Below are 22763 nucleotides of genomic sequence, written 5' to 3' on the forward strand. Positions count from 1 at the left end.
AACTCCATCAAACCCCACCAGAGGTGGCATGGCCACACCGGCCCCCGCGGGGGCCGGTGTGGCCGGGACTGTCAGGTCAATACTCTCTCAGCACACCCTGATAGCCGCCACTTGCCTTGTCTCTCGCGGCAGTGCCAATAATCGTCGGCTCACTCGCCACCGCCCAGCACGGATCGGCCTTCAGTTCCGCCGACAGGAAATCCAGGAAAGCGCGCAGCTTGGCGGCGGTGTGGCGGCCGGCGGGGTAGACGGCCTGGATGGCCGGGGCGGGGGAGCGGTACTTGGGCAGCAGGCCCTTGAGGCGGCCGGCGGCCAGGTCGTCGCCGATGTCCCAGACGGATTTCAGCGCGATACCGGAGCCGGCCAGCGCGGCGGCGAGCCCGACCTCGCCGTCGTTGGTCTGGATCAGGGGGCGGATTTCCACGGCGATGGGATCCGCGTCGGCTTCGCGGCACTGGAAGCGCCAGGTCGCCATGGGCGGATCGCCCAGAACGATGCAGTGGTGGCGCAGCAGGTCCTGGGGCGTCTCTGGCTCCCCATGCTGGGCCAGATAGCTGGGCGCGGCGCAGGGGACGCGGTAGTTGGGTGCCAGCCGGCGCACCATCAGGGTGCTGTCGGGCAGAGCCGCCTGGCGGATGGCGACGTCGATGCCGGCGTCCACCAGATCCAGCACCGTGTCGGTGACCAGCACGTGCACCCGCACGTCCGGGTATTGGGCGTGGAAGCGGGGCAGGCGGGGGGCGATGTGGCGGCGGGCGAAGGCGGCGGTGGCCGTCACCCGCAACAGGCCGGTGGCGGTCCGCCGACGGCTGGCCACCAGATCCTGCGCCTCCTCCAGGTCAGCGACGATGCGCACGCAGCGCTCGTGGAACTCCACCCCCTCGTCCGTCAGGCTGAAGCGCCGGGTGGTGCGGTTGGCCAGGCGCACGCCCAGCCGTTCCTCCAGCCGGGCCAGGCGCTTGGACACCACCGCCAGCGACAGGTCCAGTTCCCGCGCCGCCGCCGACAGGCTGCCGGTGGCGACCACGCGGATGAAGATGGTGATGTCGGTGAGGTTCTCGATCAGCATGAATGCAGCCCCGTGCCGACGCGCCGCGCGCCCACCGTATCGGGTGGCGCGTCGTCGTCGCCGGCGGCGCCCTCCTCCAGCTGGTTGCGCAGGAACTCGATCAGCAGGCTGACCTTGGGCGACAGGTGGCGCCGGTGGGGATAGACGGCCCAGACCCCCTCGTCGGGGGGGCGCAGCCCGTCCAGCAGGGGCACCAGCCGCCCCGCCGCCAGGTGATCGGCGACGTAGAAGTCCGGCAGTTGGCAGATGCCCAGGCCCTGCAGGGCGGCGTCGACCACGGCCAGGCCGCTGTTGCAACGCCAGCTGCCCTGCGGCCGGATGTCGACGTCCTGCCCGCCGGCGCGGAACTGCCACACCTCGGTCGTGCCCACCAGGCAGCGATGATGGGCCAGATCGTCCAGGCTCTCCGGCATGCCGTGGCGGGCGAGATAGGCGGGGGCGGCGCAAAGATGGCGGGTGCGTGACGCCAGGCGGGTGGCGATCAGCCGGCTGTCGTGCAGGTTGCCGGTGCGCACCGCCAGGTCGAAGCCTTCGCCCACCAGATCCACCACCCGGTTGCTGAGGTCTATGGTGACGGCCAACTGCGGGTGGTCGGCGGCGAAGCGGTTGACCAGCGGCACGATGTAGCGCTCGCCATAGGCGATGGAGCAGGTGAGGCGCAGATGGCCCTTGGGCGCGCCATCCTGCTCGCTGACGGCGGCGTACATGTCCTCGCGTTCATCCACCAGGCGGCGGCAGCGGTCGAGGAAGGCGCGGCCGGCGTCGGTCAGGCTGACATGGCGTGTGGTGCGGTACAGCAGCCTTACCTGCAGCCTGTCCTCCAGCCGCGCCACCTCGCGGCTGACGTGCGAGGTGGAGATGCCCAGCCGACGGGCCGCGCGCGAGAAGCTTTCCGTTTCCCCCACGGCGATGAACTCGTCGATCCCGTCCCAGCGTGCCATCGCAAAGGCGCCCTTTGATTGTTGCCTGCCAACAACAATCATTTGCCGACTGGGGCCGGCCATTGCCAGGAAAATCGATACTATAGTCGCGCGGACGGGGCCGCCCCGCCTGTCGTAAGGTGGCGGCTCACGGGCCGGAAGAGCCGCCTCAAGGGCGGGGATTCCGGCTGACAATCCTGCACCAGATAGGAAACGCACCCATGAAGACCCGTGCCGCCGTGGCGTTTGAGGCGAAGAAGCCGCTAGAGATCGTGGAAGTGGACCTGGAAGGCCCGAAGACGGGCGAGGTTCTGGTCGAGATCATGGCCACGGGCATCTGCCACACCGATGCCTACACGCTGGATGGCCTGGACAGCGAAGGGCTGTTCCCGTCCATCCTGGGCCATGAGGGCGCCGGCATCGTGCGCGAGGTGGGGCCGGGCGTCACCAGCCTGAAGCCGGGCGACCATGTCATCCCCCTGTACACGCCGGAATGCCGCCAGTGTAAATCCTGCCTGTCGGGCAAGACCAACCTGTGCACGGCCATCCGCGCCACCCAGGGCAAGGGCCTGATGCCCGACGGCACCAGCCGCTTCAGCTACAAGGGCCAGCCGATTTTCCATTACATGGGCTGCTCCACCTTCTCCAACTTCACGGTGCTGCCGGAAATCGCGCTGGCCAAGATCCGGGATGACGCGCCCTTCAACACCTCCTGCTACATCGGCTGCGGCGTGACCACGGGCGTGGGCGCGGTGGTGAAGACGGCGAAGGTGGAACCAGGATCCAACGTCATCATCTTCGGCCTGGGCGGCATCGGCCTGAACGTCATCCAGGGGGCCCGCATGGTGGGCGCCGACAAGATCGTCGGCGTCGACATCAATGACAGCAAGGAGGAATGGGGCCGCCGTTTCGGCATGACCCATTTCGTGAACCCCAAGAAGGTCGAGGGCGATATCGTCCAGCACCTCGTGGCCCTGACCGACGGCGGCGCCGACTACACCTTCGACTGCACCGGCAACACCGTGGTGATGCGCCAGGCGCTGGAAGCCTGCCATCGTGGCTGGGGCGTGTCCGTCGTCATCGGCGTGGCCGAGGCTGGCAAGGAAATCTCCACCCGTCCCTTCCAGCTGGTGACGGGCCGCGTGTGGAAGGGTTCCGCCTTCGGCGGCGCCAAGGGCCGGACCGACGTGCCGAAGATCGTCGACTGGTACATGAACGGCAAGATCCAGATCGACCCGATGATCACCCACACCCTCAGCCTGGAGGAGATCAACAAGGGCTTCGATCTCATGCACGCCGGCGAAAGCATCCGGTCGGTGGTGGTGTACTGATCATCCTCGCACAGGACCGGGCGCGGCCGTCGCGCCCGGTCCTGTGACGCGGCATTTGAAATGCCCCCTCAGACGCCGGGCGTCGCCATCCGGCGACTTGGCTTCCTCGCGTTTCAGTCCGCTGACGCTCCCCAAAACGCTGCGGCGGACGCGGTCGCGTCCTACAGCGGCATGACTCATGCCGCCGTTACCAACTTTGTCTGGAGCCAGCCATGACCCATGAGACCGTATCGACCAGCCGCAGCCACGGCGGGACCCAGGGCGTCTACCGCCATGCCTCGGCGGAGACCGGCACGCCCATGGTGTTCAGCGTCTTCCTGCCGCCTCAGGCGATGGAGGGGGACGGCGCCAAGCTGCCCGTGGTCTGGTACCTGTCGGGCCTGACCTGCACCCATGCCAACGTGACCGACAAGGGTGAGTTCCGGCAGGCGGCGGCCGAGCTGGGCCTGATCATCGTCTGCCCCGACACCAGCCCGCGCGGCGAGGGCGTGGCCGATGATCCCGCCTGGGACATGGGCCAGGGGGCGGGCTTCTATGTCGACGCGACGGAGGCGCCGTGGGCGCCGCACTTCCGCATGTGGTCCTACGTGACCAAGGAACTGCCGGAGGTGGTGGCCGCCAACTTCCCGGTGGACATGGACCGCCAGGGCATCACCGGCCATTCCATGGGCGGGCACGGTGCCTTGACCGTGGCGTTGCGCCATCCCGGCCGCTTCAAGTCCGTCTCCGCCTTCGCGCCCATCGTGGCGCCCACCCAGGTGCCCTGGGGGCAGAAGGCCCTGCCGGGCTATCTGGGAGAGAACCCGGCCGCCTGGCGCCAGCACGACACCGTGGCCCTGATCGAGGGTGGCGCCCGCGTGCCCGACCTGCTGGTGGACCAGGGGACGGCTGATAATTTCCTGGAGAACCAGCTGCGGCCGGAGCTGCTGCGCCAGGCCTGCGCCGACGCCGGCATTCCCCTGACCCTGCGGCTGCAGCAGGGCTATGACCACTCCTACTACTTCATCTCCACCTTCATGCGCGACCATCTGGAATGGCACGCGGAGCGTCTGAAGGCGTAAGGCGCTTTCCTTTCCAGCGGCCTCCCTGGCCGACCCGACAGTCGCCGTGACCGGCGGTTGACGGGAAGCCGGGCGTGCCCCACCTATGGCGGGCCGCCCGGCTTTGATGCCGGGAAACGGGAGGCCGGGCGAGCCTGGAGCCGCCAGGATCATCGGCCTTGGAAATGGGAGGGGAGGTCGTTCGATGGCGAAGCAGGGTCGCATCCGCGTGGGCATCGGCGGTTGGACGTATGAGCCTTGGCGGGGCACCTTCTACCCCGACGGCCTGACGCAGAAGCGCGAGCTGGAATATGCCAGCGGCAAGCTCAGCTCCATTGAGATCAATGGCACCTACTACGGCTCCCAGAAGCCGGAGAGCTTCGCCAAATGGCATGACGAGACGCCGGACGACTTCGTCTTCTCGCTCAAGGGCCCCCGCTTCACCACCAACCGCCGCGTGCTGGCGGAGGCGGCGGAGTCGGTGCAGCGCTTCATCGACGGCGGCCTGCTGGAACTGAAGGACAAGCTGGGCCCCATCAATTGGCAGTTCATGCCCACCAAGAAGTTCGATCCTGAGGATTTCGGCGCCTTCCTGGCGGCCCTGCCGGCCACGGCGGGCGGTCGCGCCCTGCGCCACGCGGTGGAGGTGCGGCACGACAGTTTCCGGGCGCCGGAGTTCACCGATCTGGCGCGGAAGCACGGCGTGGCCGTCATCCACGCCGCTGACAGCGACTATCCGGAGATCGAGGTCGATACCGCCCCGTTCACCTACGCCCGCATCATGGGGACGACGGAGGGGCACGAGAAGGGCTACAGCGAGGCGGCCCTGGACGCCTGGGCCCGGAAGGCCAAGGACTGGGCAGCGGGGGGCAAGGACGTCTATCTCTACGTCATCAGCGGCCACAAGGTGCGCAACCCCGCCGCCGCCATGGCGCTGATCGAGCGGCTGGCCTGACATCATGACGGGCGACCTGCTGGCCGGGTTGGCGCCGCCCCCGCCAACGCGGGAGGAGATAGGGCCCGGCGCCGTGCGGCTGCGCGGCTGGGCCCTGCCGCGCGCCGTTGAGCTGCTGGCCGCGGTGGAGGCGATCGCGGCCGCCGCGCCCTTCCGGCACATGGTGACGCCCGGCGGCTTCGAAATGTCGGTCGCCATGACCAATTGCGGCGCCGCCGGCTGGGTCACGGACCGCGCCGGCTATCGCTATGCCCCCGACGATCCGCTGACGGGCCGGCCCTGGCCGCCCTTGCCGGTGGCGTTCGGCGACCTGGCCCAGGCGGCGGCGGGGGCGGCGGGCTACAGGGACTTCCAGCCGGACGCCTGCCTGATCAACCGCTACGAGCCCAGGGCGCGTCTGACCCTGCACCAGGACAGGGATGAGCGGGACAAGGGCCACCCCATCGTCTCGCTCTCCCTGGGCCTGCCGGCGATCTTCCAGTTCGGTGGGCTGAAGCGGGCCGACCCTGTGCGCCGGGTGACGCTGCTGCATGGCGACGTCGTCGTCTGGGGTGGGGCCGCCCGTCTGTTCCATCACGGCGTCCTGCCGCTGAAGGACGGGACGCACCCGCTGCTCGGCAAGCGGCGGGTCAACCTGACCCTGCGCCGCGCCTGGTAGCCGCCCAGGCGGCGGCGAGACGGCAATAATTTGCATAGGTATGAATTCGAATTCATTCTGGATTCAAGGTCGGTCGAGATGGTCGGCTCCGCGATTGTGCTCAAGCGTTAGCCGACATTTTTTGACATGGGCGGTGTTTTGGCTTTTGGCCGCGCGTGGGGTGCACGAGACGTCTTGACGGGGTTCTGCATTCGCATGCATATAGTGGCGCATTCGAATTCATCGGCGGGCCCGCCTGGGGTCAGGCCGCGATAAGGGAGGGGATCAAGATGGCGCAATGGCTGAAGCGCGGCGCGGACGCGGCCGTGGTCGCGGAGACCGATCGCAAGGTCCGGGACGCGGTGGAAGGTATCCTGGCGGACATCCAGGCGCGCGGCGACGCCGCGGTGCGTGACCTTTCGATCAAGTTCGACAGGTGGGATCGCGACAGCTATCGCCTGACCGACGCGGAAATCCAGGCCTGCATCGACAGCCTTTCCCCGCAGGACATCAAGGATATCGAATTCGCGCAAACCCAGGTGCGCAACTTCGCCCAGCACCAGCGCGACGCGCTGCGGGATGTGGAGGTGGAGACCATTCCGGGCGTGGTCCTGGGTCACAGGAACGTGCCCGTCAACGCCGCCGGCTGCTATGTCCCGGGTGGGAAGTACCCGTTGCTGGCGTCGGCGCACATGTCGGTGCTGACGGCCAAGGTGGCGGGGGTGAAGCGCGTGGTGACCTGCGCCCCGCCCTTCCACGGCAAGCCGGCGCCCGCCATTGTCGCGGCCCAGGCCATGGCCGGGGCGGATGAGATTTACTGTCTGGGCGGCATCCAGGCGGTGGGCGCCATGGCGCTGGGCACGCAGAGCATCGCGCCGGTGGACATGCTGGTCGGTCCCGGCAACGCCTATGTGGCGGAGGCCAAGCGCCAGCTGTTCGGCCGGGTTGGCATCGACCTGTTCGCCGGCCCGACGGAGACCCTGGTCATCGCCGATGAGACGGTGGACGGCGAACTGTGCGCCACCGACCTGCTGGGCCAGGCGGAGCATGGCCCCGACAGCCCGGCCGTGCTGCTGACCACCTCGGAAAAGCTGGCGCGCGAGACGATGGCGGAGGTGGAGCGCCTATTGGGTATCCTGCCCACGGCCGACATCGCGCGTCAGGCCTGGGCGCGCTATGGTGAGGTCATCGTGGCCGACAGCGATGAGGAAATGGTGCGTATCGCCGATCAGATCGCCTCTGAACACGTTCAGGTCATGACCCGTGATCCGGACTATTTCCTGACCCACATGACCAACTACGGCGCCCTGTTCCTCGGGCCGCGCACCAACGTTTCCTTTGGCGACAAGGTCATCGGCACCAATCACACCCTGCCGACCAAGAAGTCGGCCCGGTACACCGGCGGTCTGTGGGTGGGCAAGTTCATCAAAACCTGCACCTATCAGCGGGTGCTGACGGACGAGGCCTCCGCGCTGGTGGGTGAGTATTGTTCGCGCCTGTGCGCGCTGGAGGGCTTCGCCGGCCATGGCGAGCAGGCCAACATCCGCGTGCGCCGCTACGGGCACCGCAACGTGCCCTACGCCGGCGCGGCGCAGCCCCTTCCCCTGTCCGAAGCGTCGGTGGCGGAGTAAGCCATGGTCACCCTGCCGCGCACGCCCGCGTTTTCCCTGGAGGGCAAGCGCGCCTTGGTCACCGGCGGCGGCCGGGGCATCGGCGCCGCCTGCGCCGCCGCCCTGGCCCAGGCGGGCGCCCATGTCATCGTCTCCGCCCGTTCCATGGCGGAGATCGAGGCCGTGGCAGCCGCCATCCGGGAGGAGGGCGGGTCGGCCGAGGCCCTGGCGCTGGATGTGGGCGACGCGCCGGGCACCCGCGCCGCCCTGGCCGGCATCCCGTCCGTCGACATCCTGGTCAACAACGCCGGCACCAACCGGCCCAAGCCCTTCACCCAGGTGACGGAGGAGGACTACGACGCCGTCCTGGGCCTGAACCTGCGGGCGGCCTTCTTCGTGGCCCAGGCGGTGGCGGAGGGCATGGTCGCGGCCGGCCGGGGCGGGTCGTTGATCCACATGTCCTCGCAGATGGGGCATGTGGGCGGGCCCAACCGCACGCTCTACTGCGCCTCGAAATGGGGGCTGGAGGGCCTGAACAAGGCCATGGCGCTGGACCTCGCCCCCCACGGCATCCGCAGCAACACCATCTGCCCCACCTTCATCGAGACGCCCCTGACCCGGCCCTTCTTTGAGAACCCGGACTTCCTGGCCAGCGTGCTGGCCAAGATCAAGCTGGGGCGCCTGGGTCGGGTGGAGGACCTGATGGGGGCGGTGGTCTTCCTGGCCTCCGACGCCTCCTCCCTCATGACCGGCACCTCGATGGTGATCGATGGCGGCTGGACCGCCGATTGAGCGTGTCCGCCGTTCCAGAAGGAGCATATCCATGAAGCTCGCAACCTATTCGTCGGCGGACAGCCGTGACGGCCGCCTTCTGGTGGTGTCGCGCGACCTTGCCCGCGCCGCCGACGCCACCACCATCGTTCCCACCCTGCAGGCGGCGCTGGATCGCTGGGACGCGGTGGCTCCCCGCCTGGCCTCCCTCTATGACGCGCTGAACGCGGGCGACCTGGACGGGACCTTCCCCTTCGACCCGGTGCTGGCGGAATCGCCTCTCCCGCGCGCGTATCAATGGCTGGACGGTTCCTCCTACCTGGCGCACGGTCGCTTGCTGGACCGGGCTTTCAACATCCCGCCCATTCCCCAGGCGGACGTCATCCCCATCATGTACCAGGGCGGGTCGGATGATTTCCTGCCGCCCCACGGCGACGCGCCTTTCGCCAGTGACGAGGACGGCATCGATTTCGAGGCGGAGTTCGCCATCGTGGTGGGCGACGTCCCGATGGGCGCCGATGAGGCCACGGCCCGGGATTCCGTGAAGCTGGTGCTGCTGGCCAATGACTGGAGCCTGCGCGCCCTGCAACCATGGGAGATGAAGCGCGGCTTCGGCCTCATCCACTCCAAGCCGTCCACGGCCTTCGCGCCGGTGGCGGTGACGCCGGACGAGCTGGGCGGCGCCTGGCGGGACGGCATCATCGACCTGCGCGTGCTGACGGCCTGGAACGGCCAGCCGTTCGGCCGGCCCAGCGGCGGGGCGATGGACTACCGCTACGCCCAGCTGCTGACCCACGCCGCCCGCACCCGCCGTTTGCGCGCCGGCACCATCGTGGGTTTCGGCACCACCTCGGAAGGCCAGCCGGATGTCGTGGGCTCCGCCTGCATCACCGAGCGGCGGGGGTTCGAGATCATTCAGGAGGGGGCGCCCAAAACCCCGTTCATGAAGTTCGGCGACACCGTGAAGATCGAGGTGCTGGACGCCGATGGCCGTTCGGTGTTTGGGAGCATCGAACAGCGGGTGGTGCCGGCGCAAGGGGCTGCGACACCCTGACCGTTGGGCGCCCCCGACCGTTCGATGCCGTCAATACCACGCCTCCGCCCTATCGCTTATGCGCGCCGGCGGGGGCGGGCTATCGTGGCCGGCCCAGAAGACCTAAGCAGGAAAGACACGCCCCATGAGGATCATCCTGACCGGCGCCGGCGGCTTCGTCGGCCGGCACCTCGCCCACCGGCTGTTGTCCCCGGGACCGAATGGGGGGCTGAACGGCCGGCCGGTGACGCGGCTGGTGCTGGCCGACCTGGAACTGGCCGACCCGGAATTGGCCGCCTTCGATGACGCCCGCGTCGTGCGGGTGGCGGGCGATCTGTCGGATGCCGACGTGCGCGCCCGGCTGGTGGCGGGGGGCGCCGATGTGCTGTTCCATCTGGCGGCCCTGCCGGGCGGGGCGGCGGCCCGTGACCCCGGCCTGTCGCGCAAGGTGAACCTGGATGGCACCCTGGACTTGGTGGAGGCGTTCGCCGCGGCCAAGGATGCCGCGGCGCCCCCCCCGCGCGTGGTCTACACCAGCACCATCGCCGTGCTGGGCCACCCCATGCCGGCGACGGTGGACGACGCGACCCCCCTGCGGCCCGCCATGACCTATGGCGCGCACAAGCTGATGGTCGAACTGGCGCTGGCCGACTATCGCCGCCGGGGCCTGGTGGATCCCGTGGCCATCCGCTTGTCCGGCATCCTGGCCCGGCCGGGCGGCGCCACCGGCCTTAAGTCCGCCTTCATGAGCGACGTGTTCCACGCCCTGGTGGCGCGGCGGCCCTACACCTGTCCAGTCTCGCCGGCGGCCACCATCTGGGCCATGTCGCTGGATCGCTGCGTCGACAACCTTGTGCACGCCGCCGTGATGGAGTCCGGCCTGATGCCGGCGGGCGGGGCCGTCACCCTTCCGGCCCTGTGCTTTTCGATGGAGTCCCTGGTGGGGGCGATCGCCCGCCTGGCCGGGGCTGACCCCGCCCTGGTGAGCTATGCGCCTGATGCCGGACTGGAAGCCGCGTTCGGTGCCCATCCGCCATTGGAGACGCCGGCGGCCGACGCGGCGGGCTTCCGCCACGACGGGACGGTGGACGCCCTGGTGGAATCCGCGCTGGCAACCCTATAAGGTCGGGGCCGCGACCGGGGATCGGGCCCCGGCGGAACGGCGTTGGGGGCAGCGTGGCGAAGCAGCCAGGTCGGGGGTTCGAGGGGGTGGCGCTGCCCACCGCCTATGATGTCGCGACGCGGGCGGGGGTATCCCAGTCCGCCGTGTCGCGGGCCTTCACCGAAGGCGCCAGCATCGCCCCGGCCACCCGCCAGCGCATCCTGAAGGCGGCGACGGAACTGGGCTACCGCCCCAACAACATCGCCCGCTCCCTGATCACCCGGCAGTCCAAGACCATCGGCGTGGTGGTCGGCTATCTGGAAAACCAGTTCTATCCCCAGCTGCTGCAGGCGCTGTCCTACGCCTTCCAGGCGGAAGGCTACCGCCTGCTGCTGTTCACCAATCCCCCCGGCGGCGCCCCTGGCGGTGACGAGCCGGTGGTGGAGGACATGCTGAACTATCGGGTGGACGCGGTCATCCTGGCCTCGGTCATGCTGTCCTCCCATTTCGCCGACGAATGCCGGGCCGCCGGCATTCCGGTGCTGTTGCTGAACCGCAAGACGGACAGCCCGGCGGTGTCCAGCGTCACCGGTGACAATGAGGCGGGCCCCCGGGCCATCGCCAACTATCTGCTGGCCATGGGGCACCGTCGCTTTGGCTATGTCGCCGGGCTGGAAAGCTCCTCCACCAGCCGCGACCGCGAGGCGGCGTTCCGCGCCGTGTTGGAGCCCCAGGGCTTCCAGGTCGTCCGCGCCGTCGGACATTACGACTTCGCCGCCGCCAAACTGGCCACCCGCGCCCTGCTGGCCAGCGGCCAGGCGCCGGACGCCATCTTCTACGCCAACGACCACATGGCCCTGGCGGGGCTGGAGGCGGCGCGGTTCGAGTTTGGCCTGGTCCCGGGCCAGGATCTGTCCATCGTCGGCTTCGACAATGTGGGCGCCGCCGCGTGGTCCAGCTTCGACCTCACGACATATTCCCAGCCCATCGACCGTATGGTGCCGATCGTCGTCCGCGCCGTCCTGGACCAGATGGCCAATCCCCAGGGCGAGCCGGTGCGCGCGGTTGTGGAGGGTGGGCTGATCATTCGCGGCAGTAGCCGGGGCCCCAAGCCCCGGGCTTGAGCCATAGGCCTGATTTTCCAACACGATTCAGCACCCTTCATTCGTTTCGCCGACAGGCCTGCCACCGCCCGCGCACAGCGTCGCGGGCGGTGGCGCCCTTTCCTGCGACCGTCCCGCGCAAGCGCGCAAATCCGCATGGAATTTTCTGTGACGGAAGCCTTGACGATGATTAAGACTATTAATATGATAAAAACATCACGCGACGGTTTGCCCGTCCGACGGCTCGTATCCCCATCCGCCTTTTCGCGGTTTGGTCCGGGCCGGAGGAGTGGCGCCGTCACCTGACGGGGGCGAAGGGGAAACACCCGCGCTCACCAAAGGTGGTCCGGACAGGACCCGCCAAAAGAACGCAAAAGGGGGAGGGATATGCAGAAGCAAATCCAGAGAGTCCATTTCCGTCCATACAGCGCCCGCATGCGCGGCGGCGTCAGCGCCGTGGCCCTGTGCGCGTTGGCCGCCCTGCTCGCCCCCGGTGCCGCCCGGGCGCAGAGCGCGGCCGCCAACGATGATTTGCAGGAAATCGTCGTCACCGGCCTGCGCGCCAGCCTGCGCGACGCGCTTGATCAGAAGCGCAGCACCGACGTGGTGTCGGAGGCCATCTCCGCCAAGGATATCGGCCAGTTGCCGGACGTCACCATCGCGGAGGCGCTGGTGCGCCTGCCCGGCATGAACGGCACCCGCGACCGCGGCAATGAAAGCCAGGCGGTCATCCGTGGCCTGGGTCCGCGCCTGGCCTTCGGCACGGTCGACGGGCGTGAGGTCGCGTCCAGCGAGCCTGACCGCAATATCCGTTATGAACAGTATCCGTCGGAACTGCTGACCGGGGTGCAGGTCTACAAGGCGCAGTCCGCCGACCTGATCGCCGGTGGCATCGCCGGCACGGTCAACCTTCAGACCATCCAGCCGCTGGATTACACCGGGCCCCAGTTCGTCGGCCGTTTCGGCGCCGTCTACTACGGTGCCGCCGCCGATCTGCCCAGCTACAGCCCGGTGGGCTATCGCGGCAGCGCCACCTATGTCGGCAAGATCAACGACAAGGTGGCCTTCGCGCTGGGCGGCACGGTGCAGCAGCAGAAGAACGGCTACGCCTCCATCCAGGGCTGGGGCTACAACTCCGGCGCCGATGCCGGCGACCTGAACGGCGATGGCGTCAAGGACCCCACGCCGTGGGGCGCCCAGACCGCCGTCACCCGCATCGACGAGCTGCGCAAGGGCGCGTTGGGCGTGCTGCAACTGCGGCCCACCGACAGCCTGGAAATCAAGATCGACGCCTTCTATTCCAAGTTCCACATCGTCGAGAACCAGAACCAGCAATGGTTCCAGAACTGGGGCAACTGGGACAATTCCAACGCCGGCAACTACAGCAACGTCAAGTATGAGAACGGCGACGTCGCCGGTGGCACGGTTGCCTGGAACTATCTGCGCAACGTCATCGCCCGCTACGACCAGGACAACTCCGTCTTCAACACCGGCACCAACGTCAAGTGGACGGCGGACAAGTGGACGGTCACGGGGGACGTCTCCTATAGCTACGCCAGCCGCGACAACGTCTGGAACGCGCTGTACATCGACAGCACCAGCCCGGTCACCAGCACCTTCGACTTCCGCTCCGGCGTGACGCCGTCGCTGTCGGTCGTCGGCAGCCCGCTGGCCAATGGCCAGCTGTCGGTGGCCCAGGGCAACAACACTGGCCCGGACCACCTGCGTGACAGCCTGGGCGCCGGCCGCCTGGACGTCAGCCGGGACATCGACAGCAGTGTGCTGAGGTCGTTGGATTTCGGCGTCCGCGTCGCCAACCGCACCAAATGGTACAGCGCCTACAACTGGACGCAGAGCCCGACCAGCACCACCATCCCCGCCAGCATGCTCAGCACCTTCACCGTGCCGGGCTACACCATGCCGGCGCTGCTGGACGGCGACTTCGACAGCCTGGTCAAGCAGACCCTGGGTGGTCTGAACAGTAGCCTGGCGACGCAGGACCTGTCGCAGAAGTGGCATGTCAACGAGAAGACGGAGGAGGGCTACGCCAAGCTGCGCTATGACACCGCGCTGTTCGGCGTGCCGGTCAGCGGCAATGTCGGCGTGCGGGTCATCCATGTGGACACCGACAGCGGCGCCTTCCAGTCGGTCAATGGCGGCCCCTACAGCCCGGTCAGCGTCGATAACAGCTATACCGAGCCGTTGCCCAGCCTGAACATGAACTTCCAGCTGGCCCCGGACCAGACCCTGCGCCTGGGCCTGTCGCAGGCCATTTCCCGCCCGCCGCTGGATGAGCTGCGCGCCAGCCGCAGCCTCGACACCACCGGCAACACCCCCACCGGCAGCGGCGGCAACCCGAAACTGCAGCCCTACAAGGCCAAGCAGGTCGACCTGTCCTACGAATGGTACTTCCGGCCGGAGGCGCTGGTCGCCGTCGCCGGCTACTACAAGTTCCTGGACAGCAATGTCGGTTACAAGACCGACACCCAGGTCATCAACGGCGTCGCCTATCAGATGATCAGCCCGTTCAATGGCAGCGGCGGCTTCATCCGCGGCACGGAGCTGACCTTCCAGACGCCGTTCTTCTTCCTGCCCGAAGCCTTCCAGAACTTCGGCATCTACTCCAACTATGCCTATGTCGACAGCAATGTTCATGAGTACGCGCCGGTGAACAACCCGCTGGCGGCCAACGGCCTGGCCAAGCACACGGCGACGGTGGACCTCTGGTACAACCATGCCGGCATCGAGGCGCGGCTGGGCTACAAGTACCACAGCCGCTTCACCACCATTTACGGCTGGGACGCCACCCAGCTGACGACGCTGGAGGCGGAGAGCACGCTGGACTTCAGCGCCGCCTATCAGCTGAACGACAATTTGGGCTTCCGCTTCCAGGTCAACAACCTGACGAACGAACCGCTGCGCCTCTACTTCGACAACATGCCGGACCGCCTGGCCCGGTATGAGAAGTATGGCCAGCGCTACTCCTTCGACGTGACGTTCAAGTACTGAGTTTTTTCCCGCTCACCGTTCCGCTTCTCTCTACTCCCTCCCGGCCGGGGCTTCTCACCGCCCCGGCCGTTTTTTTGTTCGCCAGCGCCGTGGGGCTGCTCGTGGATAGACTCATCTATAGCCGGCTGTGGTTCCGGTTAAACGCCGCCGGCGATAGAGGGGAAGGCTGGGGTGGCGGTGACGTGGTCTTCAGTCCAGCACCGGGCGCATGAAGCTGCGCTCATAGCTCAGGATGCTGCGATTGCCCGCCTCCAGCGCGAAGGCGGCCTGGCAATCGGGGTCCTCGGCCGATTGGCGGCGGTACTCTTCGTAAGCGGCCAGGCTGGGGAAACTGAACAGCGCCACCGCGATGTTGTTCGCCCCTTCCGACGGCAGGAAATAGCCATGGTGGGTGCCGCCCATACGGTTCACCAACGGGATCCATAGGCGGGCGTATTCCTCGAACGCCGCCAGCTTGTAGGGATCGAGAACATAGCGGATGTGGCAGGTGATCACGCGATAACTCCTGGCCTGGGGAACACGCGCCATACTTCGCCCCAGTGCCCCCGGTGTCCAGCCTCACCGAACGGGCATGCTCACCGCCGCCAGGCCGGCACCATCCGCCGTGATGGTGGCGCCCGTCAGGCTGTCGCCGATGCGGATGAGGAAGCTGGCGGTGCCGGCCTCCGTCTGCACATGGTCGGGGCTCATCAGGGCGATGTCGCCGGACGACGCCAGGTGGATGTCGGTGCCCGTAGTGGGCACCGTGGTGCCGTTCGCGTCCACCAGGCGGGCGCGGACGAACAGCACGTCGTTGTGGCCGGTGGCGGGCGCCACGCCTTGGGTGTCCAGCGACAGGTCCAGGTGATGGGCGGCACCGGGGGTGCGGACCTGCTGGCGGGCCACGGCGCGATCGCCGACATAGGCCACGGCCTCCAGCGTTCCGGCCTCGAAACGATCCAGTTTGAACGTGAAGGGCGGGTGGCGCAGATGGGTGGATAGGCGATCCCGGTCCGGCGCCTGGCGGGCGATCAGCCGGCCGTTCAGGCGCAGTTCCACCGCCTCCGCGTTGCTGAACACCCGCACGGACGGGCTGCTGTCTGCGGTCCAGCGGGTGGCGACATGGACCAGGGCGCCGGTGCTGTCGGCCTTCATGTCGCGCTGGCTCATGAAGAAGAAGGCGGCCTCCTTGGGCAGCCGGTCGATGCTGTGGACGCCTGAGGTTTCCAGGTCCGGGGCGTAGCCGCGGTTGTAATCGAACATGGCCCAATAGCCGTCGCCCACGGCGGGCAGGGCCAGATTGTCGTTGTGGGCCTCCTGCACATTGGTCGCCTGTTGCAGCAGGCCCTTTTCCGGACCGCCCAGGTCCTGGCGGCTGCTGCGCTCCTGCGGTAGCAGGTCACCCCATCGGCCCTGCTGGAAGCCGGCGTTCATGGCGTAATATTCCCAGTCGCCATATTCCGAGACGATCAGGGGCTTGTCCGGTGCCGCGGCCGGCGCCTCCTTGCCCGTCTCCGGCAGGCGGTGCTGGCGGGCCTGAAGGTAGACATCATAGGCGCGCGGCATCCAGCCGGCGGAATAGACCCCCGGGCCCGGCAATTCCTCGTGCACGGCGGCGTGCAGCGCGTCCACCAGGCTGTCGGCCATGGGGGATTCGTTGAGGGAGCATTCCCAGGCCAGCACGGAGGGATGGTTGCGGTCGCGGCGGATCATGTCGCGGCAGGTGCGCACCACCTGGGCGGCGAAGGCGGGGTCCTGGGGCGCATACTGCCAGCCGGGGATGCCATCCAGCACCAGCAGGCCCACTTCGTCCGCCGCGTCCAGGAAGGCCGGGTCCTGGGGGTAATGCGACAGGCGGATATAGTCGAAGCCGGCCGCCTTGATCAGGCGGGCCTCACGCCGGCTGGCTTCCGGTGACAGGGCATAGCCGACATAGGGGTATTCCTGGTGGCGGTTGACGCCGCGCAGGAAGGTCTTGGCGCCATTCAGCCACAGGCCGTCCCTGGTCATGACGATGTCGCGCAGGCCGATGCGGGTGCGGCGGCTGTCCACGGTTTCGTCGTCGGCCGCCACCGCCGTCTCCAGATCATAGAGGGCGGGGTCGTCCAGGGACCATAGATGGGGCTGGGCCACCGTCAGTTCCTGGGGCAGCGACAGCGCCGCGCCGGCCTCCAGGGTGATGGGCTTGCTCCTCACTTGCGTTACCGCCTTGCCGTCGCGCAGCAGGCGCTGGGTGAGGGTGAAGCGCCGGGCGGCGGGGCCGTCGTTGCGCACCTCCGTCGTCACCGTCAGGTCGGCGCGGTCGTGGTCCACCCGCGTCTGACGCACGACGATGCCGCCGCCAGCCACATGGCCGGCCAGCATCTCATCGCTGATGTGCAAGGGGGGCCGGACACTGAGGGTGGCGCCGCGGTACAGGCCGCCATAGGTATTGAAATCCAAATCCTTCAGTGGCTTCGGGCCGGTCACCGCGTTGTCGCGGTTGTCCAGGTGCACCACCACCTCGTTCTCGTCGTCCGGCTTCAACCCGTCCGTCAGGTCCAGGGTGAAGGGCAGGAAGCCGCCCAGATGGGTGGTCAGGTGCCGGCCGTTCAGCCAGACGTCGGCCACGTTCATCGCCGCCTCGAACCGCAGGGTCACCCGCTGGCCCGCCCAGGCCGGCTTGGTCCTGAAGCGCTTCACATAGAAGGCGTCGCCCTGCCACTGGGCCTTGCCGTCGGCCTGGACGATGCGGGCCTCCACCTTCGTGGTGTGGGGCAGGCGCACCGCCTCCCAACTCCAGCCCGCCAGGGGCAGGGCCTCATGCCCCAAGGGGCCCCCGCTTTCCACCCGATGGAACCGCCAGTCATCGTTGAAGGGCAGATCGGCGAAGGGCAGATCGGCGGCGCCTGCGGACAGGGCGAGGGCGGAGGCGGTGGCGGCCAGCAGGGCGCCCAGGCGGAATCGGGCGCGACAGGGGGCGCGGAACGGGGCGGGCAGGCGCATCAGGGGCGGGCTTTCATCTCGATGGTGGCGGGTTGGGCCACGGCGCGCTCGACCAGACCGTCGCGGCCGCCGGCCAGCAGGGGCTTAGACAGGTCGGGTCCGTCGAACAGCTGGAAACGCAGCGGCATGTCGGCCTGGACGGTGGTGTGGATCTCAACGGCGCCGCCGTTGTTCCGCACCGGAAAGGCGCCATCGCCATTGTCCAGGTTTTCCGCCCAAAAATAGGGCTTGGCCCCCGGCGGCACGGTGAACCGCAGGGTGACGGGCACCGGGGCCGGATAGCGCTGGCCCAGATAGTCCAGTCCCGGCAGCGCCGCGTGTTGGGCGTCATAGGCGAACAAGGCGGCGTTGCCCCAGGTGCTGCCCTGGCCCCACCGGGTGCGGCATCGGGTGGAGACCCAGTCCGGCGCCCAGTAGACCATGCCGATGCCGCCATTCTCGATGACCGTGCGCGTCACGTCGATCAGATAGGCCCGCTGTCCGGCCGGCGAGGCGGGATAGGCGGCGTCCAGGCTATCCTCGCCCAATACGCTGGGGGAGGCGCTGCTGGGCTCCAGCGTCCAGGGGTAGGCCGTCTCCACCAGCAGCACCTGCTTGTCGAAGCGGGTGGCCATGCGGTTCACGGTGCGCCCCATCACCGCCATCGGCTGGCGGGACCATTTGCGGTAATAGCTGAAGCCGATGATGTCGAAGTCGGTGACGCCGGCGGCCTCCGCGTCGGCGAACCAGGCCTCCAGGTTCTCCGGCTGGGCGACGTGCAGCATGATGCGGATGGGGTGGCCGGTGGCCGCCGCCGCCTCCCGCACCGCCCGGATGCCGGCGTTCAGCAGTCCGGCGTTACGGGCCCACTGGATGGGTTTGCCCTCGGTCTTCGCCGCCCGCAGGATGTCGCCGTTGGTCTCGTTGCCCACCTGCACCATGTCCGGGGCCAGGCCCTCGGCCGCCAGCGTCGCCAGGGTGTCGCGGGTGAAGTCGTGCAGCGCCTGTTCCAGATGCGCCTGGTCCAGCCCCGCCCAGGCCTTGGGGATCACCTGGTTGTCGCCATCCGCCCAATCGTCGGAATAGTGGAAATCCAGCAGCACCCGCAGGCCGGCCTCATGCGCCTGGCGGATGCTTTTCTTCACGTCCGCCAGTGTGCTGTAGGTCGTCCAGTCGGGGTTGTTCCACAGGCGGATGCGGGCCAGGTTGCCGCCATGGCGGCGCAGGATTTGAAAGGGGTTGGCTGCCTCCCCGCCATCGGTGTAGACGGCGCCGCAATCGGCCATCTCATTGGCGAAGGACAGGTCGGCGCCCAGATAGGGCCCCTGCGGCGGCGGCGGTGCCGCCATCGCCGCGGACGACGACAGGGCGACCGCCAGGGCGGCAGGGATCAGGCGGGACAGGCGCATGGCGAACAGCCTCACTTCCGGGCTTGGGAACCCCCCTCCCAGGGGTGCTCATTCTTCTAAGGCCCGGCACGGGGCGCGGGCATCCCGCTCAGGGGACGCCTTTTTATCATATAAATAAGTTCGTCCTGTCAATCGCCGTGGCACCCCAACGGAAACGGGGCGGACATCGCTGCCCGCCCCGTCCCAACGCGCCGTGTCGTCACTCCCCCGGCGTCGGCGGGGTATTGGTGGCCAACCGCAGGATTTCCGAGGGGATGTCGCGTTCCGGCAGCACCACCTGCACCAGCCAGACGCTCTCCCGGTCCGCCTTCACCTCGGCCAGCACCGTATCCAGATGCTCCAGCGTCGAGACACGGGCGGCCTTTGCGCCCAGGGCGCGGGCGAACGCCGCATAGTCCCACTTGGGGATCTTGTTATAGGCGTTGAAGGGTTCGTCATCGGTATAGGTGGCGGAGTTGGTCAGCGCCTGCTCGATGCCATAGATGGCGTTCTCCATGACGAAGACGACCGGGTTGCGGCCGTAATGCGCCATGCTGGACACCGTCTGCGCCACCATCTGGAAGCCGCCGTCGCCGGCGAAGACCACCGGCCGGGCGTTGGGATCGGCCACCGACAGGCCGAAGCCAGCGGCCGAGGCATAGCCGATGGCCCCCCAGGCCGCCTGGCTGACGAAGCCGTTGGCCCGGTTCACCGGGATGTTGCAGCTGACATACATGCTGCTGCTTTCGTCCGGCACCAGGGTCATGTCAGCGTCCACCCAGGTCTCCATGCGCTGGAAGAAACGGGCGTAGGTGACAAGCTCCGGCGGGAAGGGCTTGTAGTCCGGGTCGATGGTGGCGGGGCCCTTGGTGGCCCAGGGCTCCCGTGCCGGCTGGTCCTTCAGCGCGTCGGCCAGGGCCGTCAGGAAGGCCGCCAGCGGCACCGCGCTGTAGGTGGCGGCACCGATGCGCACCGTGTCGTCATAGGCGACGATCATGGTGTCGAAGTCCGCCTCGACGATGCCCTCATAGTCGTCGGTGAGCAGGTCGCCCGTCACCAGCAGCAGGTCGGCCGAGCCCACCGTCTGGTATGTCGTATAGTCCGACGACGGGCCGGTATAGGTACCGACGAAGCCCTCCGCCGTTTCCGGCAGCACGCTCTTGGCCAGCAGGCTGGTGACGTAGGGCAGGCCCGTCTGGTCGCGCAGGGCCTTGAAGGCGTCCTGCAGGCCGAAGCGCTGCAGTTCGATGCCGGCCCAGAACAGGGGCTGCTTTGCGGCCTTGATGGCGGATGCCGCCGCCGCTGCGGCCTGGGTCACCGCTGCCTGGTCGGTGGCCAGCTTCGGGACGGCCAGGGCGCCTTGCGGCCGGGCGCATTCCGCGTCCCACAGGTTGCGCCAGAACTCCAGATAGATCGGCCGCTTGTGGGCCAGCGCCAGGCCCAGGGCGCGGTCGATCTCCGCCGGGGCGTGGGCGGCGTCGCGGATGATCTCCGCCGCCACGGTGATGTGCTGGTAGGCGTCGCGGTCGGCGCGATAGTTGCCGGTGGCGTGATGCAGCAGGATCTTGTAGGTGCGGGCGAAGGGCCGGTCGGTGGATGACGTGCCCGGGCTACCGGAAATGGCCACCACCGGCAACCGCTCCACATAGGAGCCCGCCACCGGGTTGACCAGGGAAAAGGCGCCGACACCATAGGTGACGGCGGCGCAGCCCACGCCGCGCAGGCGGGTGTAGGCGTCGGCGGCGTACCCGGCCTCCAGTTCCGACCGGCAGCCGATGCGGGTCAGGGGCGTGTCGGGATTGCGGGCCTTGTCGTCGATATAGTCGAACCAGCGGGCGACATAGTCGCCGGGCACGGTGAAGACGTCGCGCAGGCCCACCTCATACAGGCGCTGGATCAGATAGTCGCTGACGGTGAAATGATCGGGCAACGGGCTCATGGCTTGATGCTCCCGGATGGAGAGGGCGGGCAGGGGAAAGGGGCCGCGGGCGTGGCGCCGGCGGCCCCGGTGCGCCATGGGGTCAGGGGCCGAGGACCTTTTCCGGCGGCAGGCCGGTCAGATATGTTGGCCATGGCAGCTTGAACTTGTCGCGCAGGACGTGTTCGGCCGTTTGCAGGCAGCCTTCCACCCAGCCCTGGTTGTTGGAATAGGCCTCGCCACAGATGTAGACCTTCTCCGCCGCCAGCGGCTGACGGATCTTGGGCATCAGCAGGTTGTAGCGGAAGCCGGCCTTCCATTCGTGCCAGCCGCCGCCGTAGGGGTCGCCCGACCAATCCTGATAGATGGCGGAATAGGGCTTATCCACGTCCACCAGGCCGTGCACCTCCAGGATCTGCTGGTGGGCGCTGGCCACCATGGCGTCGGTGGCGACACAGTCGGCCAGGGGCACGACGCGCTGGTCGTCGCCGGTGGCGCCGGCCTCCTCCTTGGCCAGGGGCTGCACGTCCTTGGGACGGCGACCGACGAAGGGCGGGCCATGCTCCAGGCCCTTCCAGAAGGGCACGGTGGTGATGTCGTTGTATGACGCCATCATCAGCGACCGGGTGTTGCCCTTCTCCCCGCCCGGTTGGTCCTCCTCCGTCCCGAAATAATAGACCTGGCGGACGGGCAGGTCGGTGATGGAACGGCCGGCGACCAGGTTCATCGCCCGCCACCAGGGATAGTCATAGGCCAGCAGCAGCTTGAAGGCGTCCTGGATCAGGACGCTGGACAGCATCTCCTTGACCTCTTTCTGTTCCCAGCCTTCCCAGTCGATCAATTCCAGCGAGCGGCGGGGCAGGCCCAGGATGATGTCGCGGGCGTGGACGATTTCGGGCGGCGCCCCGTCCTTGTCCTTGGTCTCCTCATGCACGCCGCCGAAGGTGGTGTCGACCAGGCGGGTCTCGGTGACGATGAAGGTCAGCTTGTAGAGGCCGTCGGCGCCCTTCTCGATCTTGGCCAGGCGCCGGTTCATGTGGATCTGGGCGCCCTGCTCGGCCGCCTGCCGCGCCAGGGTCAGGGGTAGGCGCTGATAGCCGCCGGTGATGGCGCGGAAGCCGTCGGTGTTGGCGTATTCCGTGGCCGGCAATTGGGCCACGGCGTTGGCGTTGGCGACGTTGGCGTCATAGCCGCCGGCGTCCTTCATGAACTGGTAGGCCTCGGAACTCAGCGTCTGCGACATCAGGTTCCAGAAGCCATAGGTGTACAGCGGGTGGCCGTAGACCTTGGTGTCCATCCACTGTTCCAGCGAGAGGTTCTGGTTGTTGGGCACCAGCAGGTTCATGGCGAAGACCTGCAGGTCGTTCACCGTCTTGCCCCGCTCGTTCCAGCTGAGGTTGTAGGGCACCTGGGCGGGGTCGGACTGCTGCTTCACCAGCAGGTGCTTGCCCCGCAGGTACAGGATGTTCTCTTTCTCGCCGATGGGCTTGCCATCCGCCCCCGGTTCGGGATTGCCCATGAGGAAGACGTGGCTGGGCAGATCCAGGGCCTCGATCAGGTTGCTGACCATGGGCTGGTTGGAGGTGGGGTCGTCCTTCTCCGGGATGATGTAGCGCATGCCGCCCAGCTCCGCCGCCACATTGGGCATGCCGGGAAACGTCTTGGTGTAAAGCCGGCCGCCGATGCGATCGCTGTATTCGAACAGGGCCACGCGCTTGTCGGCCCCGCCGTCCGCGGTCAGGCCCTGCGGCCCGGTCAGGCGCCATGCGCAGTAGGTGCCGGCGACGCCGCCGCCGATCACCGCCACGTCCAGGATTTTGCTCATCGGATCATTCTCCCCAAGGGCGCCGGCTGTCGTTGCGCGCCGGCGAACCGTTGGGGAAGATACTCGTTATACGCGTGCAATGTTAATAAACGCTTCATTAACGCGCAAA

At 68.0% G+C, this 22763-nt stretch carries 17 protein-coding genes; 10 read left to right on the forward strand and 7 right to left on the reverse strand.

Going from position 1 to position 22763, the window contains the following annotated elements:
* Positions 1–76: 76 nt before the first annotated feature.
* Both FHS74_RS07650 and FHS74_RS07655 read right to left on the reverse strand, forming a co-directional pair.
* Complete coding sequence (locus FHS74_RS07650) at positions 77–1069, reverse strand: LysR family transcriptional regulator (RefSeq protein WP_184799148.1); 993 nt, start codon at positions 1067–1069, stop codon at positions 77–79.
* Positions 1063–2010 (reverse strand): LysR family transcriptional regulator, encoded by a 948-nt coding sequence (locus tag FHS74_RS07655; RefSeq protein ID WP_184799150.1) that lies wholly within the window; start codon positions 2008–2010, stop codon positions 1063–1065. The genes FHS74_RS07650 and FHS74_RS07655 overlap by 7 nt, the downstream gene beginning before the upstream one ends.
* Before the next feature lie 200 nt (positions 2011–2210).
* Between FHS74_RS07655 and FHS74_RS07660 the strand changes: the two genes are divergently transcribed.
* The 10 genes from FHS74_RS07660 to FHS74_RS07705 all read left to right on the forward strand — a co-directional run bounded on the left by FHS74_RS07660 (position 2211) and on the right by FHS74_RS07705 (position 14580).
* Positions 2211–3320, forward strand: coding sequence for an S-(hydroxymethyl)glutathione dehydrogenase/class III alcohol dehydrogenase (locus FHS74_RS07660; protein ID WP_184799152.1), 1110 nt, complete (start codon positions 2211–2213; stop codon positions 3318–3320).
* A 212-nt stretch (positions 3321–3532) separates the two neighbouring features.
* Positions 3533–4381, forward strand: a complete 849-nt coding sequence (gene fghA, locus FHS74_RS07665) for an S-formylglutathione hydrolase (protein ID WP_184799154.1) — start codon at positions 3533–3535, stop codon at positions 4379–4381.
* Positions 4382–4565: 184 nt separating this feature from the next.
* Positions 4566–5315, forward strand: a complete 750-nt coding sequence (locus FHS74_RS07670) for a DUF72 domain-containing protein (protein WP_184799156.1) — start codon at positions 4566–4568, stop codon at positions 5313–5315.
* 4 nt (positions 5316–5319) lie between these two features.
* Positions 5320–5973 carry a DNA oxidative demethylase AlkB gene (alkB, locus tag FHS74_RS07675; RefSeq protein ID WP_184799158.1) on the forward strand — a complete coding sequence of 218 codons (654 nt, stop codon included), beginning with the start codon at positions 5320–5322 and terminating at the stop codon, positions 5971–5973.
* Between the two features lie 269 nt (positions 5974–6242).
* Complete coding sequence (gene hisD / locus FHS74_RS07680; protein ID WP_184799160.1) at positions 6243–7583, forward strand: histidinol dehydrogenase; 1341 nt, start codon at positions 6243–6245, stop codon at positions 7581–7583.
* Between the two features lie 3 nt (positions 7584–7586).
* Positions 7587–8354, forward strand: a complete 768-nt coding sequence (locus FHS74_RS07685; protein WP_184799161.1) for an SDR family NAD(P)-dependent oxidoreductase — start codon at positions 7587–7589, stop codon at positions 8352–8354.
* Between the two features lie 31 nt (positions 8355–8385).
* Positions 8386–9387: a fumarylacetoacetate hydrolase family protein gene (locus FHS74_RS07690; protein ID WP_184799163.1), complete on the forward strand. Its 1002-nt coding sequence runs from the start codon at positions 8386–8388 to the stop codon at positions 9385–9387.
* 124 nt (positions 9388–9511) lie between these two features.
* Positions 9512–10489 carry an NAD-dependent epimerase/dehydratase family protein gene (locus FHS74_RS07695; RefSeq protein ID WP_184799165.1) on the forward strand — a complete coding sequence of 326 codons (978 nt, stop codon included), beginning with the start codon at positions 9512–9514 and terminating at the stop codon, positions 10487–10489.
* A 53-nt stretch (positions 10490–10542) separates the two neighbouring features.
* Entirely contained in the window at positions 10543–11592 is a 1050-nt protein-coding gene (locus FHS74_RS07700; RefSeq protein ID WP_211106176.1) for a substrate-binding domain-containing protein, read from the forward strand.
* Between the two features lie 366 nt (positions 11593–11958).
* Positions 11959–14580 (forward strand): TonB-dependent receptor, encoded by a 2622-nt coding sequence (locus FHS74_RS07705; RefSeq protein ID WP_211106177.1) that lies wholly within the window; start codon positions 11959–11961, stop codon positions 14578–14580.
* 189 nt (positions 14581–14769) lie between these two features.
* On the opposite strand, the gene FHS74_RS07710 is transcribed toward FHS74_RS07705, so the two are convergent.
* From FHS74_RS07710 to FHS74_RS07730, 5 genes are all read right to left on the reverse strand, one after another.
* A complete protein-coding gene (locus tag FHS74_RS07710; protein ID WP_211106178.1) occupies positions 14770–15108 on the reverse strand; it encodes an NIPSNAP family protein in 339 nt (112 codons plus the stop codon).
* 30 nt (positions 15109–15138) lie between these two features.
* The gene (locus tag FHS74_RS07715; RefSeq protein WP_184799167.1) at positions 15139–17544 is read right to left on the reverse strand and encodes a glycoside hydrolase family 2 TIM barrel-domain containing protein; all 2406 of its coding nucleotides are present in this window, start codon (positions 17542–17544) and stop codon (positions 15139–15141) included.
* Complete coding sequence (locus FHS74_RS07720) at positions 17544–18932, reverse strand: glycoside hydrolase family 53 protein (protein ID WP_184799169.1); 1389 nt, start codon at positions 18930–18932, stop codon at positions 17544–17546. The genes FHS74_RS07715 and FHS74_RS07720 overlap by 1 nt, the downstream gene beginning before the upstream one ends.
* A 199-nt stretch (positions 18933–19131) precedes the next feature.
* Positions 19132–20850, reverse strand: a complete 1719-nt coding sequence (locus FHS74_RS07725; protein WP_184799171.1) for an alpha-keto acid decarboxylase family protein — start codon at positions 20848–20850, stop codon at positions 19132–19134.
* 82 nt (positions 20851–20932) lie between these two features.
* Positions 20933–22654, reverse strand: a complete 1722-nt coding sequence (locus FHS74_RS07730) for a flavin monoamine oxidase family protein (RefSeq protein ID WP_184799174.1) — start codon at positions 22652–22654, stop codon at positions 20933–20935.
* Positions 22655–22763 lie beyond the last annotated feature (109 nt).

Source organism: Nitrospirillum iridis (genome assembly GCF_014205765.1).
Taxonomy (GTDB): Bacteria; Pseudomonadota; Alphaproteobacteria; order Azospirillales; family Azospirillaceae; genus Nitrospirillum; species Nitrospirillum iridis.

What these genes read in the sequence shown, in the direction of transcription:
- fghA (WP_184799154.1), top strand. Translation starts at nt 3,533, where the DNA reads ATGACCCATGAGACCGTATCGACCAGCCGCAGCCACGGCGGGACCCAG.
- FHS74_RS07685 (WP_184799161.1), top strand. Translation starts at nt 7,587, where the DNA reads ATGGTCACCCTGCCGCGCACGCCCGCGTTTTCCCTGGAGGGCAAGCGC.
- FHS74_RS07715 (WP_184799167.1), bottom strand. Translation starts at nt 17,544, where the DNA reads ATGCGCCTGCCCGCCCCGTTCCGCGCCCCCTGTCGCGCCCGATTCCGC.
- FHS74_RS07720 (WP_184799169.1), bottom strand. Translation starts at nt 18,932, where the DNA reads ATGCGCCTGTCCCGCCTGATCCCTGCCGCCCTGGCGGTCGCCCTGTCG.
- FHS74_RS07650 (WP_184799148.1), bottom strand. Translation starts at nt 1,069, where the DNA reads ATGCTGATCGAGAACCTCACCGACATCACCATCTTCATCCGCGTGGTC.
- FHS74_RS07730 (WP_184799174.1), bottom strand. Translation starts at nt 22,654, where the DNA reads ATGAGCAAAATCCTGGACGTGGCGGTGATCGGCGGCGGCGTCGCCGGC.
- FHS74_RS07670 (WP_184799156.1), top strand. Translation starts at nt 4,566, where the DNA reads ATGGCGAAGCAGGGTCGCATCCGCGTGGGCATCGGCGGTTGGACGTAT.
- FHS74_RS07695 (WP_184799165.1), top strand. Translation starts at nt 9,512, where the DNA reads ATGAGGATCATCCTGACCGGCGCCGGCGGCTTCGTCGGCCGGCACCTC.
- FHS74_RS07705 (WP_211106177.1), top strand. Translation starts at nt 11,959, where the DNA reads ATGCAGAAGCAAATCCAGAGAGTCCATTTCCGTCCATACAGCGCCCGC.
- FHS74_RS07710 (WP_211106178.1), bottom strand. Translation starts at nt 15,108, where the DNA reads ATGGCGCGTGTTCCCCAGGCCAGGAGTTATCGCGTGATCACCTGCCAC.
- hisD (WP_184799160.1), top strand. Translation starts at nt 6,243, where the DNA reads ATGGCGCAATGGCTGAAGCGCGGCGCGGACGCGGCCGTGGTCGCGGAG.
- FHS74_RS07690 (WP_184799163.1), top strand. Translation starts at nt 8,386, where the DNA reads ATGAAGCTCGCAACCTATTCGTCGGCGGACAGCCGTGACGGCCGCCTT.
- FHS74_RS07725 (WP_184799171.1), bottom strand. Translation starts at nt 20,850, where the DNA reads ATGAGCCCGTTGCCCGATCATTTCACCGTCAGCGACTATCTGATCCAG.
- FHS74_RS07655 (WP_184799150.1), bottom strand. Translation starts at nt 2,010, where the DNA reads ATGGCACGCTGGGACGGGATCGACGAGTTCATCGCCGTGGGGGAAACG.
- alkB (WP_184799158.1), top strand. Translation starts at nt 5,320, where the DNA reads ATGACGGGCGACCTGCTGGCCGGGTTGGCGCCGCCCCCGCCAACGCGG.
- FHS74_RS07660 (WP_184799152.1), top strand. Translation starts at nt 2,211, where the DNA reads ATGAAGACCCGTGCCGCCGTGGCGTTTGAGGCGAAGAAGCCGCTAGAG.